This window comes from Nocardia sp. NPDC003979 (assembly GCF_053605015.1).
This window is the reverse complement of record NZ_JBSGIJ010000005.1, coordinates 407,689-430,375: the sequence shown is the minus strand read 5'-3', so window position 1 is coordinate 430,375 and position 22,687 is coordinate 407,689. Positions and strand designations below refer to the sequence as shown.

General features: G+C 68.1%; 19 protein-coding genes and 1 pseudogene. 6 read left to right on the top strand and 14 right to left on the bottom strand.

Going from position 1 to position 22,687, the window contains the following annotated elements; all coding sequences use genetic code 11:
* Positions 1 to 60: 60 nt before the first annotated feature.
* Together ACWEVR_RS14320 and ACWEVR_RS14315 are read left to right on the top strand one after the other, a co-directional pair.
* On the top strand, positions 61 to 1,191 hold the full coding sequence (locus ACWEVR_RS14320; protein WP_452467298.1) for a phosphotransferase family protein: 1,131 nt from the start codon (positions 61 to 63) through the stop codon (positions 1,189 to 1,191).
* Positions 1,192 to 1,193: 2 nt separating this feature from the next.
* A complete protein-coding gene (locus ACWEVR_RS14315) occupies positions 1,194 to 2,297 on the top strand; it encodes a hypothetical protein (RefSeq protein WP_452467297.1) in 1,104 nt (367 codons plus the stop codon).
* Positions 2,298 to 2,381: 84 nt separating this feature from the next.
* On the opposite strand, the gene ACWEVR_RS14310 is transcribed toward ACWEVR_RS14315, so the two are convergent.
* The 7 genes from ACWEVR_RS14310 to mqo all read right to left on the bottom strand — a co-directional run bounded on the left by ACWEVR_RS14310 (position 2,382) and on the right by mqo (position 11,616).
* Positions 2,382 to 3,980, bottom strand: a complete 1,599-nt coding sequence (locus ACWEVR_RS14310) for a TROVE domain-containing protein (protein WP_452467296.1) — start codon at positions 3,978 to 3,980, stop codon at positions 2,382 to 2,384.
* Between the two features lie 380 nt (positions 3,981 to 4,360).
* A complete protein-coding gene (locus ACWEVR_RS14305) occupies positions 4,361 to 4,744 on the bottom strand; it encodes a cobalamin biosynthesis protein (protein WP_452467295.1) in 384 nt (127 codons plus the stop codon).
* 10 nt (positions 4,745 to 4,754) lie between these two features.
* Entirely contained in the window at positions 4,755 to 6,284 is a 1,530-nt protein-coding gene (locus ACWEVR_RS14300) for a cobyrinate a,c-diamide synthase (RefSeq protein WP_452467294.1), read from the bottom strand.
* Positions 6,285 to 6,513: 229 nt separating this feature from the next.
* Positions 6,514 to 7,128 (bottom strand): cob(I)yrinic acid a,c-diamide adenosyltransferase, encoded by a 615-nt coding sequence (cobO, locus tag ACWEVR_RS14295; protein WP_452467293.1) that lies wholly within the window; start codon positions 7,126 to 7,128, stop codon positions 6,514 to 6,516.
* Between the two features lie 149 nt (positions 7,129 to 7,277).
* Positions 7,278 to 9,425 carry a VWA domain-containing protein gene (locus ACWEVR_RS14290; RefSeq protein ID WP_452467385.1) on the bottom strand — a complete coding sequence of 716 codons (2,148 nt, stop codon included), beginning with the start codon at positions 9,423 to 9,425 and terminating at the stop codon, positions 7,278 to 7,280.
* Positions 9,426 to 9,645: 220 nt separating this feature from the next.
* Positions 9,646 to 10,077 carry a GNAT family N-acetyltransferase gene (locus ACWEVR_RS14285; RefSeq protein WP_067636470.1) on the bottom strand — a complete coding sequence of 144 codons (432 nt, stop codon included), beginning with the start codon at positions 10,075 to 10,077 and terminating at the stop codon, positions 9,646 to 9,648.
* 6 nt (positions 10,078 to 10,083) lie between these two features.
* Positions 10,084 to 11,616, bottom strand: a complete 1,533-nt coding sequence (gene mqo / locus ACWEVR_RS14280; protein ID WP_452467292.1) for a malate dehydrogenase (quinone) — start codon at positions 11,614 to 11,616, stop codon at positions 10,084 to 10,086.
* A 232-nt stretch (positions 11,617 to 11,848) separates the two neighbouring features.
* On the opposite strand from mqo, the gene ACWEVR_RS14275 reads away from it, so the two are divergent.
* Positions 11,849 to 12,880: an alpha/beta hydrolase gene (locus ACWEVR_RS14275; protein ID WP_452467291.1), complete on the top strand. Its 1,032-nt coding sequence runs from the start codon at positions 11,849 to 11,851 to the stop codon at positions 12,878 to 12,880.
* A 78-nt stretch (positions 12,881 to 12,958) separates the two neighbouring features.
* Here the strand turns inward: ACWEVR_RS14275 and ACWEVR_RS14270 are convergent, their stop codons facing one another.
* From ACWEVR_RS14270 to ACWEVR_RS14255, 4 genes are all read right to left on the bottom strand, one after another.
* Positions 12,959 to 13,522: an alpha/beta hydrolase gene (locus ACWEVR_RS14270; RefSeq protein ID WP_357145287.1), complete on the bottom strand. Its 564-nt coding sequence runs from the start codon at positions 13,520 to 13,522 to the stop codon at positions 12,959 to 12,961.
* 448 nt (positions 13,523 to 13,970) lie between these two features.
* Complete coding sequence (locus ACWEVR_RS14265) at positions 13,971 to 15,596, bottom strand: cobyric acid synthase (RefSeq protein WP_452467384.1); 1,626 nt, start codon at positions 15,594 to 15,596, stop codon at positions 13,971 to 13,973.
* A gap of 8 nt (positions 15,597 to 15,604) precedes the next feature.
* On the bottom strand, positions 15,605 to 16,468 hold the full coding sequence (map, locus tag ACWEVR_RS14260; protein WP_067496356.1) for a type I methionyl aminopeptidase: 864 nt from the start codon (positions 16,466 to 16,468) through the stop codon (positions 15,605 to 15,607).
* A 13-nt stretch (positions 16,469 to 16,481) separates the two neighbouring features.
* Entirely contained in the window at positions 16,482 to 18,767 is a 2,286-nt protein-coding gene (locus tag ACWEVR_RS14255) for an FdhF/YdeP family oxidoreductase (protein ID WP_452467290.1), read from the bottom strand.
* An 81-nt stretch (positions 18,768 to 18,848) separates the two neighbouring features.
* On the opposite strand from ACWEVR_RS14255, the gene ACWEVR_RS14250 reads away from it, so the two are divergent.
* On the top strand, positions 18,849 to 19,859 hold the full coding sequence (locus ACWEVR_RS14250) for an Atu2307/SP_0267 family LLM class monooxygenase (RefSeq protein WP_357394855.1): 1,011 nt from the start codon (positions 18,849 to 18,851) through the stop codon (positions 19,857 to 19,859).
* Between the two features lies 1 nt (position 19,860).
* Here ACWEVR_RS14250 and ACWEVR_RS14245 read toward each other — a convergent pair whose 3' ends face one another.
* Positions 19,861 to 20,460, bottom strand: a complete 600-nt coding sequence (locus ACWEVR_RS14245) for a DUF4126 domain-containing protein (RefSeq protein ID WP_452467289.1) — start codon at positions 20,458 to 20,460, stop codon at positions 19,861 to 19,863.
* A 94-nt stretch (positions 20,461 to 20,554) separates the two neighbouring features.
* Positions 20,555 to 20,935 (bottom strand): winged helix-turn-helix transcriptional regulator, encoded by a 381-nt coding sequence (locus ACWEVR_RS14240; RefSeq protein ID WP_452467288.1) that lies wholly within the window; start codon positions 20,933 to 20,935, stop codon positions 20,555 to 20,557.
* Positions 20,936 to 21,013: 78 nt separating this feature from the next.
* On the opposite strand from ACWEVR_RS14240, the gene ACWEVR_RS14235 reads away from it, so the two are divergent.
* Together ACWEVR_RS14235 and ACWEVR_RS14230 are read left to right on the top strand one after the other, a co-directional pair.
* On the top strand, positions 21,014 to 21,424 hold the full coding sequence (locus ACWEVR_RS14235; RefSeq protein ID WP_452467287.1) for a RidA family protein: 411 nt from the start codon (positions 21,014 to 21,016) through the stop codon (positions 21,422 to 21,424).
* An 88-nt stretch (positions 21,425 to 21,512) separates the two neighbouring features.
* Positions 21,513 to 21,689, top strand: a pseudogene (locus ACWEVR_RS14230) (transcriptional regulator); the annotation flags it as partial.
* 355 nt (positions 21,690 to 22,044) lie between these two features.
* Here the strand turns inward: ACWEVR_RS14230 and ACWEVR_RS14225 are convergent.
* Positions 22,045 to 22,551 (bottom strand): hypothetical protein, encoded by a 507-nt coding sequence (locus ACWEVR_RS14225; protein WP_452467286.1) that lies wholly within the window; start codon positions 22,549 to 22,551, stop codon positions 22,045 to 22,047.
* Positions 22,552 to 22,687: the final 136 nt, after the last annotated feature.

Here is a 22,687-nt window from a genome sequence, read left to right as displayed (position 1 = left end):
CCGGTCTTCCGGTACGCCGGTACGGAACACGTTTCACCACGCCGACAGGGGACCCCACGTATGTCCGAGGACACCGACCACACCGCGCAGCAGTCGCTGACCGTCACCGAGCTCGACCTCGACGCATTCGGCGAGCGGCTCTCGGGGTGGCTGTCGGACAAGGTCGGCGCCGACGCCCCACCGACGATCGGCAACCTCAGCAAGCCCGCCACCGGCGGCATGTCGAGCACCACCGTGCTGTTCGATGCCGAATGGTCGGTGGACGGGGTCGCCGAGAGCGGTTCGTTCGTCGCGCGGATGGCGCCCGAGGACTCGTCGTTTCCGGTGTTCCAGTCCTATGACCTGCCGTTGCAGTACCAGGTGATGTCGGGTGTCGCGGCGGCGTCGGAGGTTCCCGTGCCCGCCCTGCGCTGGCTCGAGACCGACGAATCACTGTTCGGTACACCGTTTTTCGTCATGGACAAGATCGATGGCCAGGTGGTCGCCGACAACCCGCCGTACGTGTTCTTCGGCTGGGTGTTCGACGCCACCTCCGCCGAGCGCGCGGGCATCACCGCTGAAACAGTCAAGGTGATCGCGCAGGTGCACGCCATCGACGATGCGGCACAGCGCTTTCCGGCGCTCGACGGCGAAGGGTCCGCGCTGCGCAGGCATTTCGAGGCTCAGCGCGCCTGGTACCGATGGGCGCTGGCCGACGACGGCGTCGACATCCCGCTGATCGAGCGCGCCTTCGACTGGCTGGAGGCGAACTGGCCCGCCGAGACCGGCGCCGAGGTGCTCAACTGGGGTGACGCGCGCCCCGGCAACATCCTGTTCGACGGCTTCACCCCGGCCGCGGTGCTGGACTGGGAGATGGCCACCCTCGGCCCCCGCGAGCTCGACCTGGGCTGGCTGATCTTCATCCACCGGTTCTTCCAGGACATCGCCACCCGGTTCGACCAGCCAGGCCTCGCCGACTTCCTGCGCCGCGACGATGTGGTCGCCGAGTACGAGAAGCTCACCGGCCACACCGTCACCGACCTGGACTTCTACATCGTGTACGCGGCGCTGCGCCATGCCATCGTGATGGCGCGGATCAAGCGGCGGATGATCCATTTCGGCGAGGACACGGTGCCCGGCGAACGCGACGACTACATCATGCACCGGCGCGGACTCGAAGCGCTGCTCGACGGCACCTACGAATGGGACTGACGATGAACGCGATCATGCCCGTCCCCCTGGACGAATACCCGGTCCATCAGACGCCGCTGTCGCTGGCCCGGGTGGCGACCAGCGACCGGAATTTCTACGACCGCTACTACTTCAACGCCTTCGACCCAGCCGGTGACACCATGCTCATCACCGGGTTCGGCGTGTACCCGAACCTGGGTGTGGTCGACGCGTTCGCGTGCGCACGCCAGGGCGACACCCAGCACAGTGTGCGGTTCTCCGACGCGCTCACCTCGCGTGATCTCGACACCCGCGTCGGTGGTTACCGCATCGAGGTGATCGAGCCGCTGCAGAAGTTGCGCGTGGTGTGCGAGCACGACGATCTCGGTTTCGACCTCACCTGGACCGGGGCGCAGCCGGCCGTGCAGGAACAGCCGCACCTGATCCTGTCCGGCACGCGGCCCATCATCGAGGCATCGCGTTTCGCCCAATTGGGTTCGTGGGAGGGCACTCTCGCGGTGCACGGGCGCGACTACTCCGTCGACCCGGCGGTGTGGACCGGCAGCCGCGACCGCTCCTGGGGCATCCGTCCCTCCGGCGAACCCGACCCGGCGGGCAGGCCGACGGGTATGGGTGGTTTCTGGTGGTTGTACGCGCCGCTGCGGTTCCCCGATTTCGCCATCGTGGTGATCGTGCAGGAGGAACCCGACGGCACCCGTACCCTCAACAACGCGGTGCGCATCTGGAACGACGGCCGCAAGGAACAACTCGGCTGGCCGCGCATGACCTGGGTCTACGAGCCGGGCACCCGCCACCCGCGCTCGGTCCGCCTCGACATGACGACCCCCGACGGCAAGCCCCTCGAGGTCGAGATCGAGTCCCGCCCCGGCATCGCCCTGCACGTGGGCTGCGGATACGGCGCCGACCCCGACTGGACCCACGGCCGCTGGATGGGTGAGAACTGGTCGCTGTCGAGCACCTACGACCTCACCGACCCCGGCGTCCGAGCCCGTGTCCCCTACGGCGTGATCGACCACATCGGCCACGCCCGCTGCGGCGACGTCGAGGGCTGGGGCCTGTTCGAGCACGCATCCATGGGCCGCCACGACCCCACCGGTTTCGCCGATTGGTCCTCGGTCGCCCCCTGAGGGTGAGGAACTTCCGCGCGAGAGGAAAGGTGCCGCCGCGACAACGAGGTCGCGGCGGCTCCGTTTTCTGTGCTGTGTGAACTTCTATGCGGCCGTGGCGAAGTCGGCCAGCAGCGACGGCACGGCGGCGTCGAAACCGGCGACATCGAGCATGCCCGCGTCGTCGGGATCGGCGATGCTGAAGTTCGTCGCGGTCATACCGACCACCACCAGCTTGGCTCGCGGGTTCACCTCGCGGCGGTACCGGGCCAGCGCCTGGTGTGGGTGCATCGAACCCGCCCATGTCTCGTTGTCGGTGAAAACCGAGAACACGTCGACCTCGATGCCCTTGTCCAGCGCGTGCAGGATGGGCAGCGCGCAGTCCGTTCCGCCGAACGGCAGTCCCGACACCGCGCGAATGGCGTCGTCCAGGCGCTGACGCGGTGAGATCGCCAGCTCCGACAGCGCGTTCGACTGCGACCGACCCTTACCGCCACTGGTGAACCCGACGATCTGGTGCCGGGGTTCGGTGCGAGCGGTGACCAGGGCGAGCGCGGCCGACGCCTCGCGTGCCGACAGCGGCAGACCGCTGATCGGCGCCGTCATCGACCCGGACACGTCGAGCGCGAGCAGGTGCCGCAGACCGGTCGGCTGGACGAGCTCGAAGGCCGCGTAGAACGCGGAGTCGAGCGCGTCGACGACCGGAGCCGACGGCGTCCAGGTACCCGAACCGCGTGCCGAACGCCCGGAAGCGTAGGTACGCAGAGCGATCAGCACCGAGACAGGGTGCACCCGGGCCGCGCGCAGCCGCGCCGGATCGGTGAGCTGGGCGCAGATCGCGGCCGTCCGCGATCCGAGCGGGTCCAGCAGGCCGAGCCGGGTGAGACGCGGGAGCTGACGCAGCAGTGCAGTCTGCGGAATCCCGTTGTCCAGCAGCGCCTCCCACACCTCGGGCGAGTTCAGCGCGGCATCGGGCAGCATCTCCCAGCCGAGCCGGTACTCGCGAACCAGCGCGGGCACCTGATCGGCCGGGGCGGTCTGCGCACGCTGGAAGCCCTCGACCACGGTCAAGCCGTCGAGTTCCGTTGCGCGACCGCAGATCCAGTCGAACAGCCTGCGTCGTTCGTCGTCGGTGGCCGTCGGGTGTGACAGGCGAAGCAGGTCGCGGTGCGTCCAGCCTTCACGCTGCCGGTACTTGACCGCCTGGAAGGCGAGCGCGTCGACCGGCTTGTCCAGGTACCAGTTCGCCACCGCCCGGCGCAGCCCGCGACCCCAGCCGCGGAACTGCTCGATGTACCCGGCGAACAGGAACAGGTGCGTGCCGGTGCGCGCGACCTGCGGCAACGCGGCCAAGGCGGCCCGACGGCCGTCGACATCACCGACCGATGCGGCGGCGGCGAGCGCGAACAGCGCGGGATTCTGTCGTGGTGCGCGACCGGAGGTGGAGATCTCCACGATCTCGCGCACCAGGTCGGCGGTGTGCTCGGCCGCGTACTCGACGAGGAACTCTGCGTTGTCGGCGGTGAGCGCCGTGGGGTTCACGTAGTAGGTTCCCGATTCGGTGCCGAGCGTGAGGAAGCGGCGCACCCGTGCCTGGGGCGTGATGTCGAAAACGTAGCCACCGGCGTTGTTCACGACCTGACGATTGTCGGCCGGTGCGGACTGCGGTGTGCTGCGACGGTTGAACCGCGACAGAATATTCATTGTTCCCCTCCGGTACGCCCGTGGGCGTCGATATTCGGCCCCGGACCCGACGGGGCATGTATGCGGAGTGGGGCAGGCGTGGTGTTTCGACCGGAGACGGAAATTGCTTTCCGACGCGGGGATCGAACCCGCCCGACTCGAGAGGTCACCAGATAACCGACCGAATCCGGCCCGCCCTACTCCGTCGCAATCGCACGGCGGGCGTGTGTGTCCCGACCGGACGCGCCGAGTGCTCTACCAGGCTGAGCTACCGCCACCGCGCGGTGGCGGGCAGGATTCGAACCTGCGACCGCTTGGATGAAAGGTAACCGATCAGTGCCGGCCCGCCGTACGACTGCTGGAACAGACGTTACTGTGCGCGGCCGATCTTGCCCAGTGAATTAATTCGGGTCGGCGTATGCCACAGCCACGACGATTCCGTCGACAATCGTTCGACCGCACACTGATTCGCCATTCCCTGCGAGTAGTGCGGCGGCCTCCGCGACGCTGGGGGTACCGACCGCGGATTCGGTGCGTGGTGAGCTGTGCGCAACCTCGACCGCGGACAATTCCTCGGCGGTGAATCCGAGCAGCGCGACTCCGAGTATCGCGGCGGCCGCCCGCACTTCCGGCTCGGCGGCTCGGGTGTCGAGCGTCGCCAGGCAGGCGATGCGGTACTCCCCCACAACCTCTTCGACGGCTCGCACGATGCGGTCCGATGTGGTGCCGGGGCGCAGACCGATGCCGACCGTGACTCGGTCCAGCGACCCCCTACCGTCAGTCACCGACGACCCGTCATCGGGATTCGAATCCCGTTGCGGCGTCGACGAATCGGCGGATGGCGTCAGGATTACCGGCAGGGTGGGTGTGCAGGTAGGAGGCATGAACCTGGCCCACCACCGCACCTTCGGAGACGGACTGCGTTGTGCGCCAGCCCCATGCGGCGTTCGCCGTGCCCGCCTTGGTCAGGCGGGTGCGGTGGAATTCGTGGCCACGTACTCGGGCGCCCGCTTGCCACAGCACCGAATCGTGCAGGGCGACGGCGTCGCGGTAGCCGAGGGTGAGGCGGGGGCCGAATTCGGCGTCGGCGTCGATCACGCCTGCCATGGGGTGCCTGTCGAGGGAGCGGGTGAGGTAGAGCAGTCCGGCGCATTCCGCGTGGATCGGGAGACCGTGGGTGGCGCCGTCGGCGATCGCGCTGCGCAGGCGTACATTTGCCGACAGCTGCGCGGCGTGTTCTTCCGGAAAGCCACCGGGAAGCACCAGACCCGCTGTGCCCTCGGGCAATTCGTCGGCCAGTGGATCGAAGACCACGACCTGCGCTCCGGCTGCCAGAAGCAATTCTCTGTGCTCGGCGTAGCCGAAGGTGAAGGCAGCGCCGCCGGCCATCGCGATCACCGGCCCCCCGATCCGGGTGGGGCGGTGGCCGGCGGTCGCGTCCGTGATCGTGGTGTTCGGCAGTAGGGATCGCTCGGACAATGTCGCCGGGGCGGGATCGTGTGGAGTTCGCGCGGTAGAGGGCGACCCGCCGAGCTCGCCGGACGACTGCTCTCGATCAGGCCCGGCTCGATCGGCGGCTGCAGCCAGTTCGGTCAGCGGATCCCAGGCGGGGCCCTGCACCGATCCGGCGGCAAGGGCGACGATGGCCGGGAGGTCGACATGGGCGGCGACCAGCGTGGTCATCGCGTCGACCGCGCGGGTGGCGGCGGTGCCGTGTTCGACGGCGGGGATGAGGCCGAGATGGCGTGAGGGGACTTCCAGTTCGGTCATCCGGGGGAGCACGCCGAGGACGGGGACGCCCACGCGGTCGCATGCCGAGCGCAGGACCTGTTCGTGGCGTTCGCTGCCGACGCGGTTGAGGATCACCCCGCCCAGGCGGACCGAGGAGTCGAAGGTGGCGAAACCGTGGAGCAGGGCGGCCAGGCTCTGCGAGTGTCCGCGCGCGTCGACAACGAGCACGACGGGTGCGCCGAGCAGGCTCGCCACCTGCGCGGTAGACCCCTCCGCCACCGCCTCCGTCCGATGCTCGTCGATGCGACCGTCGAACAGGCCCATCACGCCCTCGACAACCGCGATATCGCACCCCTGCGCGCCGTGGCGGTACAGCGGGACCACCCGATCCTCACCCACCAGAACAGGATCGAGGTTCCGGCCGGGGCGCCCCGCGGCGAGCCCGTGATACCCGGGGTCGATGTAGTCCGGGCCGACCTTGAACGGCGCCACCTGGTGCCCGGCCCGACGCAACGCGCCGATGAGCCCGGTGGCCAACGTCGTCTTGCCGCTACCCGACGCCGGGGCCGCGATAACGATCGCCGGCGCGCTCACGGTCGCCGCTCCCACACGACCGTCGTTCCACTCCCCGTTCGTTCCACAACGGCTGCCGAGCCAACGACCTTTCGTTCCCCCACAGCTGCCGGGCCAGCCACCATTCGATCCACCACAGCCGCCAGGCCGCTCGCTGTTCGATCCGCCACCGCCGGCGGCCCGGCCACCGTTCGATCCACCAGAGCTGCCGCGTCGGCCACCATCGGATTCCGCACGGCTGTCGAGCCAGTCACCATTCGATACCGCGCTGACCCTTGCGGCCCGCGTCCATCGGGTGCTTCACCTTGGTCATCTCGGTGACCAGGTCGGCGGCATCGATGAGCGCCTGCGGTGCGTCGCGTCCGGTGATGACGACGTGCTGGTTACCTGGTCGTTCGGTGAGGGTTTTGACGACCTCGTCGATATCGACCCAGCCCCACTTCAGAGGGTAGGTGAACTCGTCGAGCACGTAGAAGCGGTGCTGCTCGGCGGCGAGCCGCCGTGCGATCTCCTGCCAGCCCGCGAGCGCGGCGGCGGCGTGGTCTTCCTCGGTCCCGTGCTTGCGGGTCCACGACCACCCCTCCCCCATCTTGTGCCACTCCACCGCGCCGCCCGCGCCGGTCTCCTCGTGCAGGGTGCCGAGGGTCCGGAACGCCGCTTCCTCGCCGACCTTCCACTTCGCGCTCTTCACGAACTGGAACACGGCCACGTCGAAACCCTGATTCCAGGCCCGCAACGCCATCCCGAACGCCGCCGTCGACTTCCCCTTGCCCGGCCCGGTGTGCACGGCGAGCACCGGTTGATTACGCCGCTGCCGCGTGGTCAGCCCGTCCGCGGGGACGACCTCGGGAACACCCTTGGGCACAGCAACTCCTCTTCTCGACCCGCTCACGCGGGTCAATTCACGGCCTCGAACAGCACGGCCACCGGACCGACCGCACAGCGCCGACTCGGGATCATTTCTATCAGGACGTGCCGTCATGCCCGCCCCGCACAGGTACGGCTCGGGCGGGGCTAGGCGGCGCGGGCCGACCCGCGCACGACGTCCGCGACGGTTTCGCCGGTGAGTTCGTCCAGGCGCAAATAGCGGGCTCGCAGGTCGCGGGCCAGTTCGGCGGCCAAGCCCAGGCGGATCATGCCGCGTTCGCAGTCGATGACCATCGCGGTGTGGCCTTCGCCTGCGATCGAGCGTGCGGCGGTGCGGGCGCGCGGGAGGGGTGCTGTGCCGCCGGTCGCGCGGCCGTCGGTGAGCAACACCAGCATCGGCCGACGGCGAGGATCACGGACCTGTTCGCGGGCGATCACCTCGCGGGCCTTCAGCAAACCGGCCGCGAGAGGTGTCTTCCCGCCGGTGCGCAGACCGGCCAGGCGGCGTACGGCGATGTCGACCGAGGAGGTCGGCGGCAGGACCAGCTCGGCCTCGCTGCCGCGCACGCTGATCACCGCCACCTTGTCGCGGCGCTGGTAGGCGTCGCGCAGCAGGGTGACGACGGCGCCGGTGACGGCGGTGAGCCGGTCGCGGGCGGCCATCGAACCGGAGGTGTCGACGACGAAGACGACCAGATTGCCTTCGCGCCCTTCGCGATACGCGCCACGCAGGTCTTCGATCGCCAGGGCGAGCGGGCCGGCGAACCGGCCACGCTCGACCTGCTTCGGTGCGGCGGCGAAGACGGTGCCGAGCAGGTGCAGACCGGTGGAGGTGTCGGTGTGGGGGCGAACCATGCGACCGGTGCGGGTCTGGGCGCGGGAGCGGCGGCCGGGGGCGCCTTCACCGATGCCGGGGACTTCCCAGCGGGGGGCCGGCTTGGAAGTGGAACCGGGTGTGCCGGAAAGGCTTTCGGCGTTCGGCCGAGAACCCTTGTCGTCGGAGCCATTGTTGCTCGAACCGGCATCGTTCGGGCGGTTGCCATTCGGGCCTCCACCGGGCCCACCGTCCGGACCGCTGCCGTTCGGGCCGCTCGGTCCACCGTCCGGGCCGTCGTCATCCGGTCCGTCGCTGTCGTCAGGGCTACCCTCGCGCGGGTCGTTGCCACGCGAGTTGTCACTCCCGAGCCGATCCTCGGAATCGTCGCCGAGGGGACCGCCCGGATCGGCATCCGACTCGCCAATCGCGCGACCATCGTCGGCCTGATCGTCGCTGCGGCTGTCCGGATTCTTCCCGTCGAGCGCCTGGTCATCGGCCGACCCGTCGAATTCGTCATCGTCGGAGGCGTTTTCGACCTCATCGGCCGCCGCCCGCATCGCCTCGTCGAGCTGTTCCTCACTGATCCCGGGCTCGTCGAACGGATCGCGCCGCCGCCGATGCGGCAGGGCCAGCTCGGCGGCGATCCGCACATCGTCCTCGGTGACCCGATCCCGGCCCCGCCAAGCCGCGTGCGCGGTCGCGGTCCGGGCGACGACCAGATCCGCGCGCATCCCGTCGACATCGAAGGCCGCACACAGCGCCGCGATCCGGCGCAGCTCGGCATTGTCGAGCACGACATCGGGCAGCCGGTCTCGTGCGGTCAGAATGCGTTCGGCGACAATCTGATCCGCGCCGGCGTAGCGGGCGGCGAAAGCGGCGGGGTCGGCTTCGTAGTCGAGGCGGCGGCGCACGACGGCCATCCGGGTCGACACGTCACGCGAGGCCGCCACGTCGACGGTGAGGCCGAACCGGTCGAGCAACTGCGGGCGCAGTTCTCCCTCTTCGGGATTCATCGTGCCGACGAGCACGAACCGCGCCGGATGCGAATGCGACACCCCGTCGCGTTCCACGTGCACGCGGCCCATGGCGGCGGCATCGAGCAGCACGTCGACCAGGTGGTCGTGCAGGAGGTTGACTTCGTCGACGTAGAGCACGCCGTGATGGGCCGCGGCCAGCAGACCGGGACGGAACGCCTGTTCCCCGTCGCGCAGCACCCGCTCGAGATCCAGCGAACCGACTACGCGGTCCTCGGTGGCGCCGACCGGCAACTCGACCAGCCGGGCCGGCCGCGCGCCGGTCTCGTCGACCACCGGCGGCAGCAACTGCGCGAGCGCGCGCACCACTGTCGACTTCGCGGTGCCCTTCTCGCCCCGCACCAGCACCCCGCCGATTCCCGGGTGCACCGCCGACAAGATCAACGCCAGCTGCAACCGCTCCTGCCCCACCACAGCGGAGAACGGGAACCCCGCCTCACCCACTGCCCGCGCAGCGGTGTGCGGACCAGCGGCAACATCAGCAAAACCAGGCACGCCCCCACTGTATGCGCGGCCCCTTCGCCCCCGATCCCCGGGCATCACTGCCCGACGAGCAGCACCCGGTGCGCTGCCCACGACGATCGCATCCGGCGGCGCCGCGCCGTAGTGGCGCGCGTCCCTCGACGGACCGGAAGGCATGGTCGGAGATGGTTACCCGGGAAGATCAGCCGCGACGCATCGGGACGTGCATGATGCCGTCGTCGTCGTATTCCGGTCCGTCGACGGTGAACCCGAACTTGGCGTACATGTCGACAAGGTGTGATTGGGCATCCAATCGCACAGTCGCCGAACCGGTTTCGGCCAGCGCCGCCTGCATCAGCCGGGTCGTGTAGCCGCGCTTGCGAGCATCCGCCGCGACGCAGACCCGGCCGATGCGGAACCCGTCCGGTTCCTCGAGCAGGCGCAGCGTCGCGGCGATCTCGCCGTCGTCATCGATCCACAGGTGACGCGTGCCGGGAAGCAGGTCACGCCCGTCCAGTTCGGGGTAGGCGCATTCCTGCTCCACGACGAACACGTCGACGCGCAACGTCAGCAGCCGATACAGGGTGGCGGAGTCGAGGTCCGCCGCCCACGACCGTTTCAGCACGACCGGCACGGCGGGCTATCGCACCTGGGCGAAGCCGAGCGCGTCTTCCTGGGTGGTGGCGCTGACCTCGTCGAGCTTGAGCGTCTTGTTGGTCCAGTCCCACACTTCCTGGAACAGGGCCTGGTTCTCCGACAGCTTCTGGCCGAGCGAGGGGATCATCTGCTGCAGCTGCGGGGTCCAGTCGGCGTATTCACGCGGGAAGCAACGCTGCATCACATCGAGCATCGCGGTGACACAGGTCGACGCGCCGGGCGAGGCACCGAGCAGACCGGCGATGCTGCCGTCCTGAGCGGAGATGACCGCGGTGCCGAACTCGAGCACGCCACCGGCACCCTTGCGCCGGATCACCTGCACGCGCTGACCGGCGGTGATGAGCTCCCAGTCGCGGCCGTCGGCCCGCGGCAGGAACTCCTCGAGCACACCGACCTTGCCGTTCTGCGACTTCAGCAGCTCGCTGATCAGGTACTTGGTGAGACCCATCTCGGTGAGACCCACGCCGACGAGCGAACCGATGTTGTTCGGCTTGATCGACTTGAACAGGTCGGCGTTGGAGCCGTCCTTGAGGAACTTGGGGGTCCAGCCGGCGTAGGGGCCGAACAGCAGGCCCTTCTTGCCGTTGATGACGCGAGTGTCCAAGTGCGGCACCGACATCGGCGGCGCGCCGACGGCGGCCTTGCCGTACACCTTGGCCTCGTGCGCGGCGATCAGGTCGGGGTTGGTCGAGCGCAGGAACTGGCCGCTGATCGGGAACCCGCCGAAGCCCTTGGCCTCCTTGATGCCCGACTTCTGCAGCAGCGGCAGCGCGCCACCACCGGCGCCGACGAACACGAACTTCGCGTTGATCGTGCGCGACCGGTAGGTGCGCAGGTTGCGCACGGTGACGTTCCAGGAGCCGTCGGACTGCTTGTCGAGGTCGCGGACCTCGGTGCCGAAGGCGATCTCGCCGCCGGAGTAGCCGACGTAGGCCAGCAGCTGCTTGGTGAGCGCGCCGAAGTCGATGTCGGTGCCGCCGTCGGTCCAGTTCAGTGCGATGGGGTCGGAGAAGTCACGGCCCTTGGCCATCAGCGGCAGCCGCTTGGTGAACTCGTCGGGGCTGTCGATGAACTCCATGCCGCGGAACAGCGGGTGCGGCGCCAGCGCCTCGTAGCGCTTCCGCAGGTACTCGACGTTGTCGGCACCGTGCACGAAGCTGACGTGCGGAATGGGGTTGATGAAGCGCGACGGGTCACCGAGGACGCCCGCGTCGACCGCGGAGGCCCAGAACTGCCGCGAGACCTGGAAGCGTTCGTTGATGTCGATCGCCTTGCTGACATCGACCGAGCCGTCGGCGTTCTGCGGGCTGTAGTTCAGCTCGCACAGCGCCGAGTGACCGGTACCCGCGTTGTTCCACGGGTCGCTGCTCTCGGCGGCGGCGGCGTCGAGCCGTTCGAACACCGAAACCGTCCAGTCCGGCTGCAACTGCCGCAGCAGCGCGCCCAGCGTGGCACTCATGATGCCTGCGCCGATGAGAACTACATCGGTCTTTTCAATCTTCGCAGCGTTCGGCACGGGTAGATCGACTTCCTTGTCCTTCTCAGCTAACCACCGGCGGGTGAGTTCGCTTGGCGCGGGCGCTTGGCAGTGTTGATGCGACTCGCAGTGAATCGCCGGGGGTAGGTTACCCGTCGTTCACCTGAACTCAATTGTGCACCTCAGCAGATCGCCTCACTGCACCCGACCTGCCGAATGTGATGTAAACCAACCCTGCACGTCGCCGTGACCCCGCGATAGATTGGCGGGTGTGACGAACGAAACGCAAGGGATCGCCGACCGGACCGACGAGCAGTGGCAGGCCGACATCCTCGGCACGGCGTACCAGCAGCGAACCCTGCCGCTCGGTACCGACCCCGACGGCGAGGGCGAGATCGTCGCCACCCTGGTTCGCTACCTGCCCGACGCCACCGCCCCGGCACACGAGCCGACAGTGCTCTACGTGCACGGCTTCACCGACTACTTCTTCCAGGAGCACCTGGCCGAGCATTTCGCCGCACGCGGCCACCGCTTCTACGCACTCGACCTGCGCAAATGCGGCCGCTCACGGCGCGAGGGGCAGAGCGCCCACTACGTCAGCGACCTGGCGCTCTACGACAGCGAACTCAACGAGGCGCTGCGGATCGCGCGCGAGGAGACCGGCAACGATGTGCTGATCGTGGCGCACTCGACCGGCGGCCTGATCACGCCGCTGTGGCTGGACCGGCTCGAGGCCGCGGGCGGCAGCGCGGCGGCGGGCGTAGCCGGGGTGGTGCTCAACAGCCCCTGGTTCGATCTGCAGGGACCGTCGTACTACCGCACCGTCGGCACACCCATCATCAACGCCGTCGGCCGGTTCCGCGCGTTCGCGCAGATCCCGGGCATGGGGGTGAGCACCGCCTACGGCGACAGCCTGCACCACACCCGCTCGGGTGAATGGGACTACAACCTGGACTGGAAGCCGCTGACCGGCGAACCGGTGCGCCTCGGCTGGTTGCGGGCGATCCGGCAGGGCCAGGCGCGGCTGCAGCAGGGGCTCACCATCGGGGTGCCCGCGCTGATCCTGCGTTCGCGGGTCACCAAGTTCGCGCGACAGCACAGTTCCGCCGTCGACGTGGCCGATGCCGTGCTCGACGTCAAGCAGATCCAGCGCTGGGCAGGCTGCCTGGGCGAACGCACCACCATCGTCCCCATCGACGGCGCCCGCCACGACGTGTTCCTGTCCTCGGAGGCCGTCCGCGCGGTCGCGTTCGCCGAGACCGACAGCTGGCTCGACTGGCTCGCCGCCTACCGCAAGTCCTGATCCTGGGCGTTTGATCACCACGCTCTCAGGTCAGTAACGCCCGAGAGCCGAACGCCACCGGAGCGTGGTGATCTCGATTCACCAGAGGCTGGTACGCAGGACGATCTCGGTGGCGAGTTCGTGGCCCGCCTCGGTGGCGATGTTGTCGACTTCCAAAGGGACGACACGGAATTCGCCGTAGACGAAGCGGCCGGAGGCGTCGGCGGTTGCGCGCGGGAGGCCCTTGGTGACCATCATCGTCACCGGGAGTTCGAGCGGCGGACAGGCCGGATCGGGGATCGTGCCGTCGGCTCCCGGCACGGCGGGATGGCCGTGGTCTGCGACGACGAGACTCATGAACCGGCCGAACCGGCCCGCACACACCCGCCAGGCGAGCGCCGCCCCGGCACCGCGTCCGGCCACGTTCACATAGGGCAGTTCGAGTTCGTCGAGAATGGCGTGCACCCCCGCCGGCTCGAGGCCTTCGACGGATTCCACGACGACGGTCTGCAGATCGGATTCGTGCAGCCGCGCGCACACCTTGTCGAACACGTCAGCAGGGTCGTCCGCATCGGGAAGCAACAGCACATTGTGCCGCGAGGAGGGCCCGTCGACCCGCACTGTCCAGGCCTGGTCACCGACCGTGATCTGCCGAGATTTCATGCCGGTTTACGGTACACGCCCACCCTGAACACCACCTGTCGTTCGGCCCCGGCGCTCCGACCGGCCGATGCCCGTGTACTGGGCTTTCACTGCCGGGAACGGCCGAATTGCCAAACCTGTCACAAGAGGAATCCCTTTCCGGCGAGGACGAGAGCGGTCCCACACCCGCGCGGCCTCGCGACCTGAGGCACAGCCGTGCCACTCGCCATAGGATTGCTCTCGAGTTCTATCGACATCATGGGGGGCCGCCCGAACGGTTCTCATCGACATCGGCAAAGACACCCAGGCCTACACCACGCCCGCCACCGCCGCCAAGGACTACATCTGGATCTTCGGCGTCGTCGTACTCGGCGCCCCGGCCCTAGTGTTCGGCTTCGCCGCGTACGTGATCAGCCGTGGCCGACCGAAACCGGGCAGCGCGACCGCCGAATCCACGGCGTGAACGCTTTTACTCACCGGGTGCGTCGAGGATTCCCGTTCGGATGATCGGGAGGTCGGTTGTGCCGCGCGCTATCAGTTCTTCCAGGGCGGGGATGTCGACATGTTTCTCGATCAGGTCGGCGAGTAGGTCGAGCTGGGCTTCCCGCACGGCGGTGACGGACGTGTCGGGGGCGACGGTGAAGCCGGTACGTCCCGCTCGAGTGGCCACTTCGGCCAGCCAGGCACGGCGGAACTCGTCGGACTCGAGCACGCCGTGCACGTGCGTGCCCCAGAGCGCTTCTCGTGCACTGCCTTCCGGAGCGCCGTCGATGGTGAGCCAGGTGGGATCGCCGCTGCGTCGCACCCGGCCGTGGTGGATCTCGTAGCCGTGCACAGGGATGCCTACGGCAGTCCCGGTTACCTGCTGTGCGATCTTCGGCTCCGCGAACTCGATGTCCAAGTCGAACAGCCCGAGGCCGTCGCCCACCCATGGAGTCCCGGACGGCATCCCCTCGTCTGCGGGCGTCCCTCCCGGGGCGGCGCCGCGCTCGGGAACAGCAGCCGTTGGCGACGGGAGGCGATCTCCGCCCGCGTATTCCACTCCGTCGACGATGCGACGGCCGAGCATTTGGTAGCCGCCGCAGATGCCGAGGACGGGGCGCCCGGTGGCGGCACGTGTGCGTAGTGCCGCGTCGATACCCTTGGCGCGCAACCACTCCAGGTCGGAGACGGTGGATTTGGAACCGGGGACCACCACGAGGTCGGCATTGGTCAGTTGGTGGGGGCTGTCGGCCCAGTGGACCGAGACGCCGGGTTCGCAGGCCAGGGCTTCGATGTCGGTGGAGTTGGAGATGCGGGGCAGGCGGATGGCGGCGACGGTGAGCCAGTCGGTGCCATGGGGCGGGGCGGGGCGGCCGACGGGGGTGCCCGCGATGGTGCCGAGGGAGTCTTCGGCGTCGAGCCAGAGGTCCTCGGCGAAAGGCAGGACGCCGAGGGTGGGGCGGCCGGTCAGGGCGGTGAGCTGGTCGAGGCCGGGCCGGAGCAGGGTCACATCGCCGCGGAATTTGTTGACGAGGAACCCCGCAACGAGTTGCTGGTCTTCGGGTTCCAGGACGGCGACGGTGCCGAACAGGTGGGCGAGCACTCCACCCCGGTCGATATCGCCGACGACGAGAACCGGAAGATCCGCCGCACGTGCCAGACCCATGTTCGCCAGGTCGGTCGCGCGCAGGTTGATCTCGGCGGGCGACCCGGCGCCCTCACAGATCACCACATCGAATTCCGCACGCAGCGAGGCGAGTTCGTCCGCCACCACTGCACGCAACTGCTGACGACGCGTGAAATAGTCTCGCGCACCGACGGTTCCGATCGCCTTCCCGCGCACCACCAATTGGGAACGGCGATCACTGCCGGGCTTCAACAGCACCGGGTTGAACCGCACGCTCGGCTCGAGCCCACACGCACGCGCCTGCAGGGCCTGGGCGCGCCCGATCTCCCCACCGTCGAGCGTGACGACGGAATTGTTCGACATGTTCTGCGCCTTGAACGGCGCGACCCGCACCCCGCGCCGCGCCAGCATCCGGCAGATCCCCGCCACCACAACGCTTTTGCCCGCGTCGGAGGTGGTCCCGGCGATCAGCAGTGCCCCGCGCAGCACACCGCTCACGGCAGGGTCAGGATTTCCGCGCCCGTCTCGGTGACCACCAGGGTGTGCTCGAACTGCGCGGTCCACTTGCGATCCTTGGTGACCACGGTCCAGCCGTCGTCCCAGATGTCGTAGTCGATGCCGCCGAGGTTGATCATCGGCTCGATGGTGAACGTCATGCCCGGTTCGATCACCGAGTCGATGTCGGGCTGGTCGTAATGCAGGATCACCAGGCCGCTGTGGAAGGTGGGGCCGACCCCGTGCCCGGTGAAGTCGCGGACAACGCCGTAGCCGAAGCGGTTGGCGTAGGCCTCGATGACGCGGCCGATGACATTGAGCGCACGGCCCGGCTTGACCGCCTTGATGGCCCGGTTGGTCGCCTCCTCGGTGCGCTCGACCAGCAGGCGCACCTCCTCGTCGACATCGCCGGCGAGGTAGGTCTTGTTGGTGTCGCCGTGCACGCCGTGGATGTAGGCGGTGACGTCGATATTGACGATGTCACCGTCCTCGATCACGGTGGAGTCGGGGATGCCGTGGCAGATCACCTCGTTGAGCGAGGTGCAGCACGACTTGGGGAAACCCTTGTAGCCAAGCGTGGAGGGGTAGGCGCCGTGGTCGCACATGTATTCGTGAGCGATGCGGTCGAGTTCGTCGGTGGTGACGCCGGGCGCCACCGCCTTGCCCGCCTCCTCGAGTGCCTGGGCGGCGATCTTGCCCGCGATGCGCATCTTCTCGATGGTCTCGGCCGTCTGCACCCAGGGCTCTTTGCCCTCGTTGACCGTCGGTTTCCACACGTATTCGGGGCGCTCGATGGAACGCGGGACGTCCCGGATCGGCGACTGGGTGCCGGGGACGAGTGGCTGACGGGTGCGCACGGACATACCGGAAGTGTACTTAGCCGACGTCGGCACCGGCCGCGACGGGTTCGAGGCGCACGACGATCCCCTTCGAGGTCGGGGTGTTGCTGATGTCGGCGACGCTGTCGAGCGGGACCAGCACATTGGTCTCCGGGTAGTAGGCCGCCGCCGAACCCCGGCTCGCCGGGTAGGCGACGACGACGAACTTCTCGGCGCGGCGTTCGCTGCCGTCGTGCCACACGCTGACGATGTCGACGGTGTCGCCGTCGGCCAGGCCGCGTTCGGCGAGGTCGTCGGGGTTGACCAGCACCACCCGACGCGCATGGTGGATGCCGCGATAGCGGTCGTCGCTGCCGTAGGGAACGGTGTTCCACTGATCGTGGGACCGCAGTGATTGCAGCACAAGGTAACCCGGCGGCACGTCGAGCGCGGTCACCTCGTTGCAGGTGAACCGCGCTTTGCCGGTGGCGGTTCGGAAGACGCCCTCGTTGACCGGATTGACCAAACGCAGCCCACCGGGCTGCGCCACCCGCTCGTTGAAGTTCTCGAAACCGGGCACAACCCGGGAGATGCGGTCGCGGATGGTCGCGTAGTCGGCGACGAACTCCTCCCACGGAATCGCCGAGGTTCCCAGCGTGCGGCGTGCGAGCCGGGAGACGATGGCCACCTCGCTGAGCAGATGTGGGGAGGCCGGGTCGAGGCGGCCGCGCGAGGCGTGCACTTCGCTCATCGAGTCCTCGACGGTGACGAACTGTTCGCCGCCTGCCTGGATGTCGCGGTCGCTGCGGCCGAGTGTCGGCAGGATCAGCGCGGTATCGCCGCACACCGTGTGCGAGCGATTGAGCTTGGTGGAGATCTGCACGGTGAGCGCGCAGCGGCGCAATGCCGCCTCGGTGACCTCACTGTCGGGGGTCGCGCGCACGAAATTGCCTGCGACACCGACGAATACCTTCGCGTTGCCGTCGCGCATGGCGCGGATGGCGTCGACCGAATCCAGGCCGTGCGCGGCGGGCGGAGTGAACGCGAACTCCTTTTCCAGCGCGTCGAGGAACGCCTGCGGCGGCCGTTCCCAGATGCCCATCGTGCGGTCGCCCTGCACGTTGCTGTGCCCGCGCACCGGGCACACCCCCGCACCGGGGCGGCCGATATTGCCGCGCAGCAGCAGGAAATCGACGATCTCGCGGATGGTCGGCACGCCGTGTTTGTGCTGGGTGAGACCCATCGCCCAGCACACGATGATCTTCTTGCTCGCCAGTACGCGCTGGTGAGCCTGCTCGATCTCGGCGCGTGTGAGACCGGTGGCCGCGAGCGCGGTATCCCAACTGATTCCACGCGCCTGCTCCGCAAATTCGGCGAAACCGCTGGTGTTCTCGGCGATGAAGTCGTGGTCGAGCACGGTGCCGGGCGCGGCGTCCTCGGCGTCGAGCAGCAGCCGATTCAGCATGCGGAACAGGGCGAGGTCGCCGCCGGGGCGGATCTTGAGGAACTGGTCGGCGATGGCGGTGCCGCGACCGAGCACACCGCGCGCCTTCTGCGGATTCTTGAACCGGATGAGCCCGGCCTCGGGCAGCGGGTTGACCGCGATGATCGTGCCGCCGTTGCGTTTGGTCTGCTCCAGCGCCGAGAGCATGCGCGGATGATTGGTGCCGGGGTTCTGGCCGACGACGAAGATCAGGTCGGCCTGATAGATGTCGTCCAGCGACACGCTGCCCTTGCCGACACCCAGGGTTTCGGTGAGCGCCGACCCGCTGGATTCGTGGCACATGTTCGAGCAGTCGGGCAGATTGTTGGTGCCGTAGGCGCGCACGAACAGTTGCAGCAGGAACGCGGCCTCGTTGCTGAGTCTGCCCGAGGTGTAGAACACCGCTTCGTCCGGCGAGTCGAAGCCGCGCAGCGCGGTGGCGACGAGGTCGAGGGCGTCGTCCCAGCCGATGGGCTCGTAGTGGGTGGCACCGGGTCGCTTGACCATCGGTTCGGTGAGGCGGCCCTGCTGGTTGAGCCAGTAGTCCGACATCGTGTCGAGTTCGGCGACCGGATGCTCGCGGAAGAAATCGGCGGTGACGCGACGCGTGGTCGACTCGTCGGCGATGTGGCGTGCGCCGTTCTCGCAGTACTCGTTGGTGGTCCGATGCTTCGGCTCCGGCCACGCGCAACCAGGACAGTCGAAACCATCGGTCTGATTGATGTTCAGCAAGGTGAGCGCGGTGCGCGGCAGCGTGCTCTGCGACAGGGAGTACTTCAGCGCGTTCACCACGGCGGGGACACCGACCGCCCACTGCTTCGGTGGCGTGACCGTCAGGTCGTCGGCGGGGTCCTCGATCATGAGGCCAGCATAACGGGAATAATATCGGACCACGGTCCGTTTAGACTGGGGAACAGAACGCGACCTGGAAACGAGGTTCACATGGAACTGGGGCTCACCACCTTCGCCGAGCGGTACCCCACGGGCGATCGGCCCGCGCCGACGGCGGCCGAGCGGCTGCGTCAGGTGGTCGACGAGGCCGTGGCCACCGAGGCCGCCGGCCTGGATGTGTACGGCGTCGGCGAGCACCATCGCCAGGATTTCGCCGCCTCCGCGCCCGCCGTCGTCCTGGCCGCGGCCGCGGCCCGCACCGAACGGATCCAGCTGACCAGCGCGGTGACCGTGCTCAGCTCCGACGACCCGGTGCGCGTGTATCAGGACTTCGCGACCCTGGACGGCCTGTCGAACGGGCGGGCCGAATTGATGGCCGGGCGTGGGTCTTTCACCGAATCGTTCCCGCTGTTCGGTTACGACCTGGGCGACTACGACGCGCTCTTCGAGGAGAAACTCGGCCTGCTGCTTCGGCTGCGTGAGGAGGAGCCGGTCACCTGGTCCGGTCGGTTCCGCGCACCGCTGCACGAGGCCACTGTCTATCCGCGCACCGACGACCGGCCGCTGCCGGTGTGGATCGCGGTCGGCGGCAGTCCCGAATCGGTGATCCGCGCCGGACTGCTCGGTCTGCCGCTGGCGATCGCCATCATCGGCGGGCAGCCCGCGCGGTTCAAGCCGCTGGTGGAGCTGTATCACCGGGCGCTGGCCGAAGGTGGGCACGAGAAGCAGCCGGTGGCGGTGCACGCGCACGGGTACATCGCCGACACCGACGAGCAGGCGGTCGCCGATTTCTACGAGCCGTACGCGATGGCGATGTCGGTGATCGGACGCGAGCGTGGATGGGGCCCGATGACGCGCCAGCAGTTCGACGCGCTGCGTTCCCAGAGTGGGTCGTTGTTCGTCGGTACCCCCGACTACGTGGGCGCCAAGATCGCCGACGTCCGCGACACCCTCGGCCTGGACCGGTTCATGCTGCACACCAGCGTGGGCACACTGCCGCCGGAGAAGGTGCTGCACACCATCGATCTGCTCGGTTCGAAGGTGGCGCCGCAGGTGCGGTGATCTACTCGAGTGCGTCGACCGCCCGCGTCTCGCGCCGTTCCCTTCTTCGGCGCAGGTAGCGGCGGATCCGGCTGGCGCACAGGTACACGACCCACAACCCGATCGCCAGCAGGATCGCGGCGATGACGGCCGCCAGCACCGGGAAGAACACCGCGAGCGTGATGATGCCGCCGACGCTCAAGTCCTCGGCGGTACTCATCGCGATATTGGTGACCGGTTCCGGTGAGGTGTTGATGGCCATCCGGGTACCGGCTTTGATGATGTGACTGGCCAGCGCGGTCGTGCCGCCCACGGCGGCGGCGAACAGCGTGGGCAGCGAATCGTCCTGTCCGGCAATCAGAGCCGATACCACCGCACCGGAGGCCGGGCGCACGACCGTGTGCACCGCATCCCAGAAGGAATCCAGGTACGGGATCTTGTCGGCCACGGCTTCGATGAGGAACAGCACGCCCGCCGCGACGAGCACGTCGGTGCGTTCCAAACCGGCGGGCACGTCGTCGGTCCAGCCGATCCGCCCGAACAGGCCGAGCAGGAACACCACCGCGTACGCATTGATGCCACTGGCCCAGCCAGCGGTGAAGATCAGAGGCAGCACCGACACGTGGTCAGCCTAAGCCCGGGCACCGACACAGACCCGCAGGCAACGGCGTCGCGGTCGACATCGCGCTCTCCCGAATGAGCGAAGCCCACCGGATTCACCGCGCATCCAGTTCTGCTTCCTCGCGCTCGTCGAAGGCATCCCGGGCGCGGTGGATCGCTGGCATCTGTTCAGCTGCCCAGACCAGCAGGACATCGACCGGATGGCGCAGGGTTTTGCCGAGCGGGGTGATCCGGTACTCGACCGCGACCGGGCGGGTGCCGACCACGTGCCGTTCGATCACCCCGTTGCGCTCGAGCCTGCGCAGCGTCGCGGTGAGCGACTTCTGTGTCACCGAAGGGATGGCGCGACGCAGTTCGTTGAACCGGGTCGGTCGCTCGCAGAGTTCGTTGAGGACGCTGAGCGACCACTTGTCGAGCACCTGATCCAGTAGCTCGCGGTGTGCGGCGTCGATGCGGAGCTCGTCGGCGGTATCCATGCTGAAACCTGGTTTCGTTGAAGTGTCTTTTATGCACTAGGTAGCTTAGCGATACTTACAACGAACGGAGCAAGAACCATGACAGTCGAGCACTTCTCCCCCGCCGGAATGCTGCAGCCCGCGCCCTACCACCACGTGGCCGTGGGCACCGGATCGCGGCACGTGCACGTCAGCGGGCAGGTCGCCCGTCTCGCCGACGGAACGCCCATCGCACCGGGCGACCTCGCCGGACAGGTCGCCCAAGCCCTCCGCAACACCGCCGTCGGCCTGGCAGGAGCAGGCGCCACCTTCGCCGACGTACTCCGCCTGACCTTCTACGTCACGGGCTGGACCCCCGACCAGGCAGGCGCCTTCATGTCCGGCGTGGAATCGGTCGCCGCCGAAATCGGCCTGCCGAACCCGATGCCGCCCGCCTCACTCATCGGCGTGGACGCGCTGTTCGAGGCGGACATGATGGTGGAAATCGAGGCGACGGCAATCGTCGATTGACCCCTGCCGAGCGTGCCGCACCGCGTCGCCCCGCGAAGTCATGGTCGATGCGGCGCACTCCGCGTCCCGGGGTGGCTACGTTGGAGTGATGGTCGGTGCGGCATCGGTTCGGCGGCGTGAACAATTGCGCGAGTTTCTGCGGGCTCGGCGCGAGCGGATATCTCCCGGGGAGGTGGGGTTGCCCGTGGGTGGGCGGCGGCGGACGCCCGGGTTGCGGCGCGAGGAGGTCGCGATGCTGGCGGGGGTGAGATGTCGGTTACACACTCCATAAATGCCCGCGTACCGAGACGGAGGCGCAATGTTGTTTCTCCGTTACCCCCTTGCCATGATTCGGCGCAACGAGCGGGGATCGCCATTCATCGGCTAGGCAGTTGTGGAACAGCTACCGCCGGTCCGCAGACCCTGGACACCCGGTCCAGCGCGGACAGATCTCACCCCCGGAGATTGGGTGGGTGGCGCATGTGGCACCGAAGCAAGCCCTCGAACAGCCAGAAGCGGACTATAGGTTTCTCACCCATCGTGTGATCGAATCGGACTGCCACCCTGCGTGATTGCCCTCCGATCGGGACCCGCAGACGACGGGCAGCTGCCGCTGTTGTGCCTCAGGCGCAGGCATCGCGTTACAACCGAGCCAGTGTGCGCTCCGGTGAATACAGCGCGCGATGCCATTTGACGACAGAGCAATCTGCGGATGCGACCGACACCAGACCAAGCTCGCCCCGCGTCGCCACGATTTCTCGCATCACCAAGTTGCTGTCGCCGAGGGGCGGGGCGTCGCATTGCGGGCAGCGGACCGCCAGGATCTCACCATCGAGGGACGGGATCCGCTTCGGAGTAAGAGCGTCGACGAGATCAGGTGCCACCCGAGCGCGTTCGAGGAGGTGCTTGACTAGCTTGCATGCTGAGTCGGTCGTGGACAGGACGAGCAGATTGAAGCTGCGAGCTGGTGTGATTGGAAAGACCCCCGCGGCGAAGGTGACCTCGTCATTACAGGAACGGCAGTGATCGCGGATGCCGTAGAGGCGCAACCAAATCCGCTGGTGTGCGTTGCTCGGTGGTTTGTCGATCCGGACCGTCGGCAGCGGAACGTCGATCTGGTGGTAGTCGTGCCCGGAACGGCGGCCCATGTCTTCGCATCGCCCACACAACACTGCCCACTCGCCGGGACCGCCTATCAACAACCCCTTCTCATCTACTGCCTGGACCGAACACAGGGCGCACGCCGCGCCCCAACGAGCCCGTCTACCCGTTCCTGACATGTCA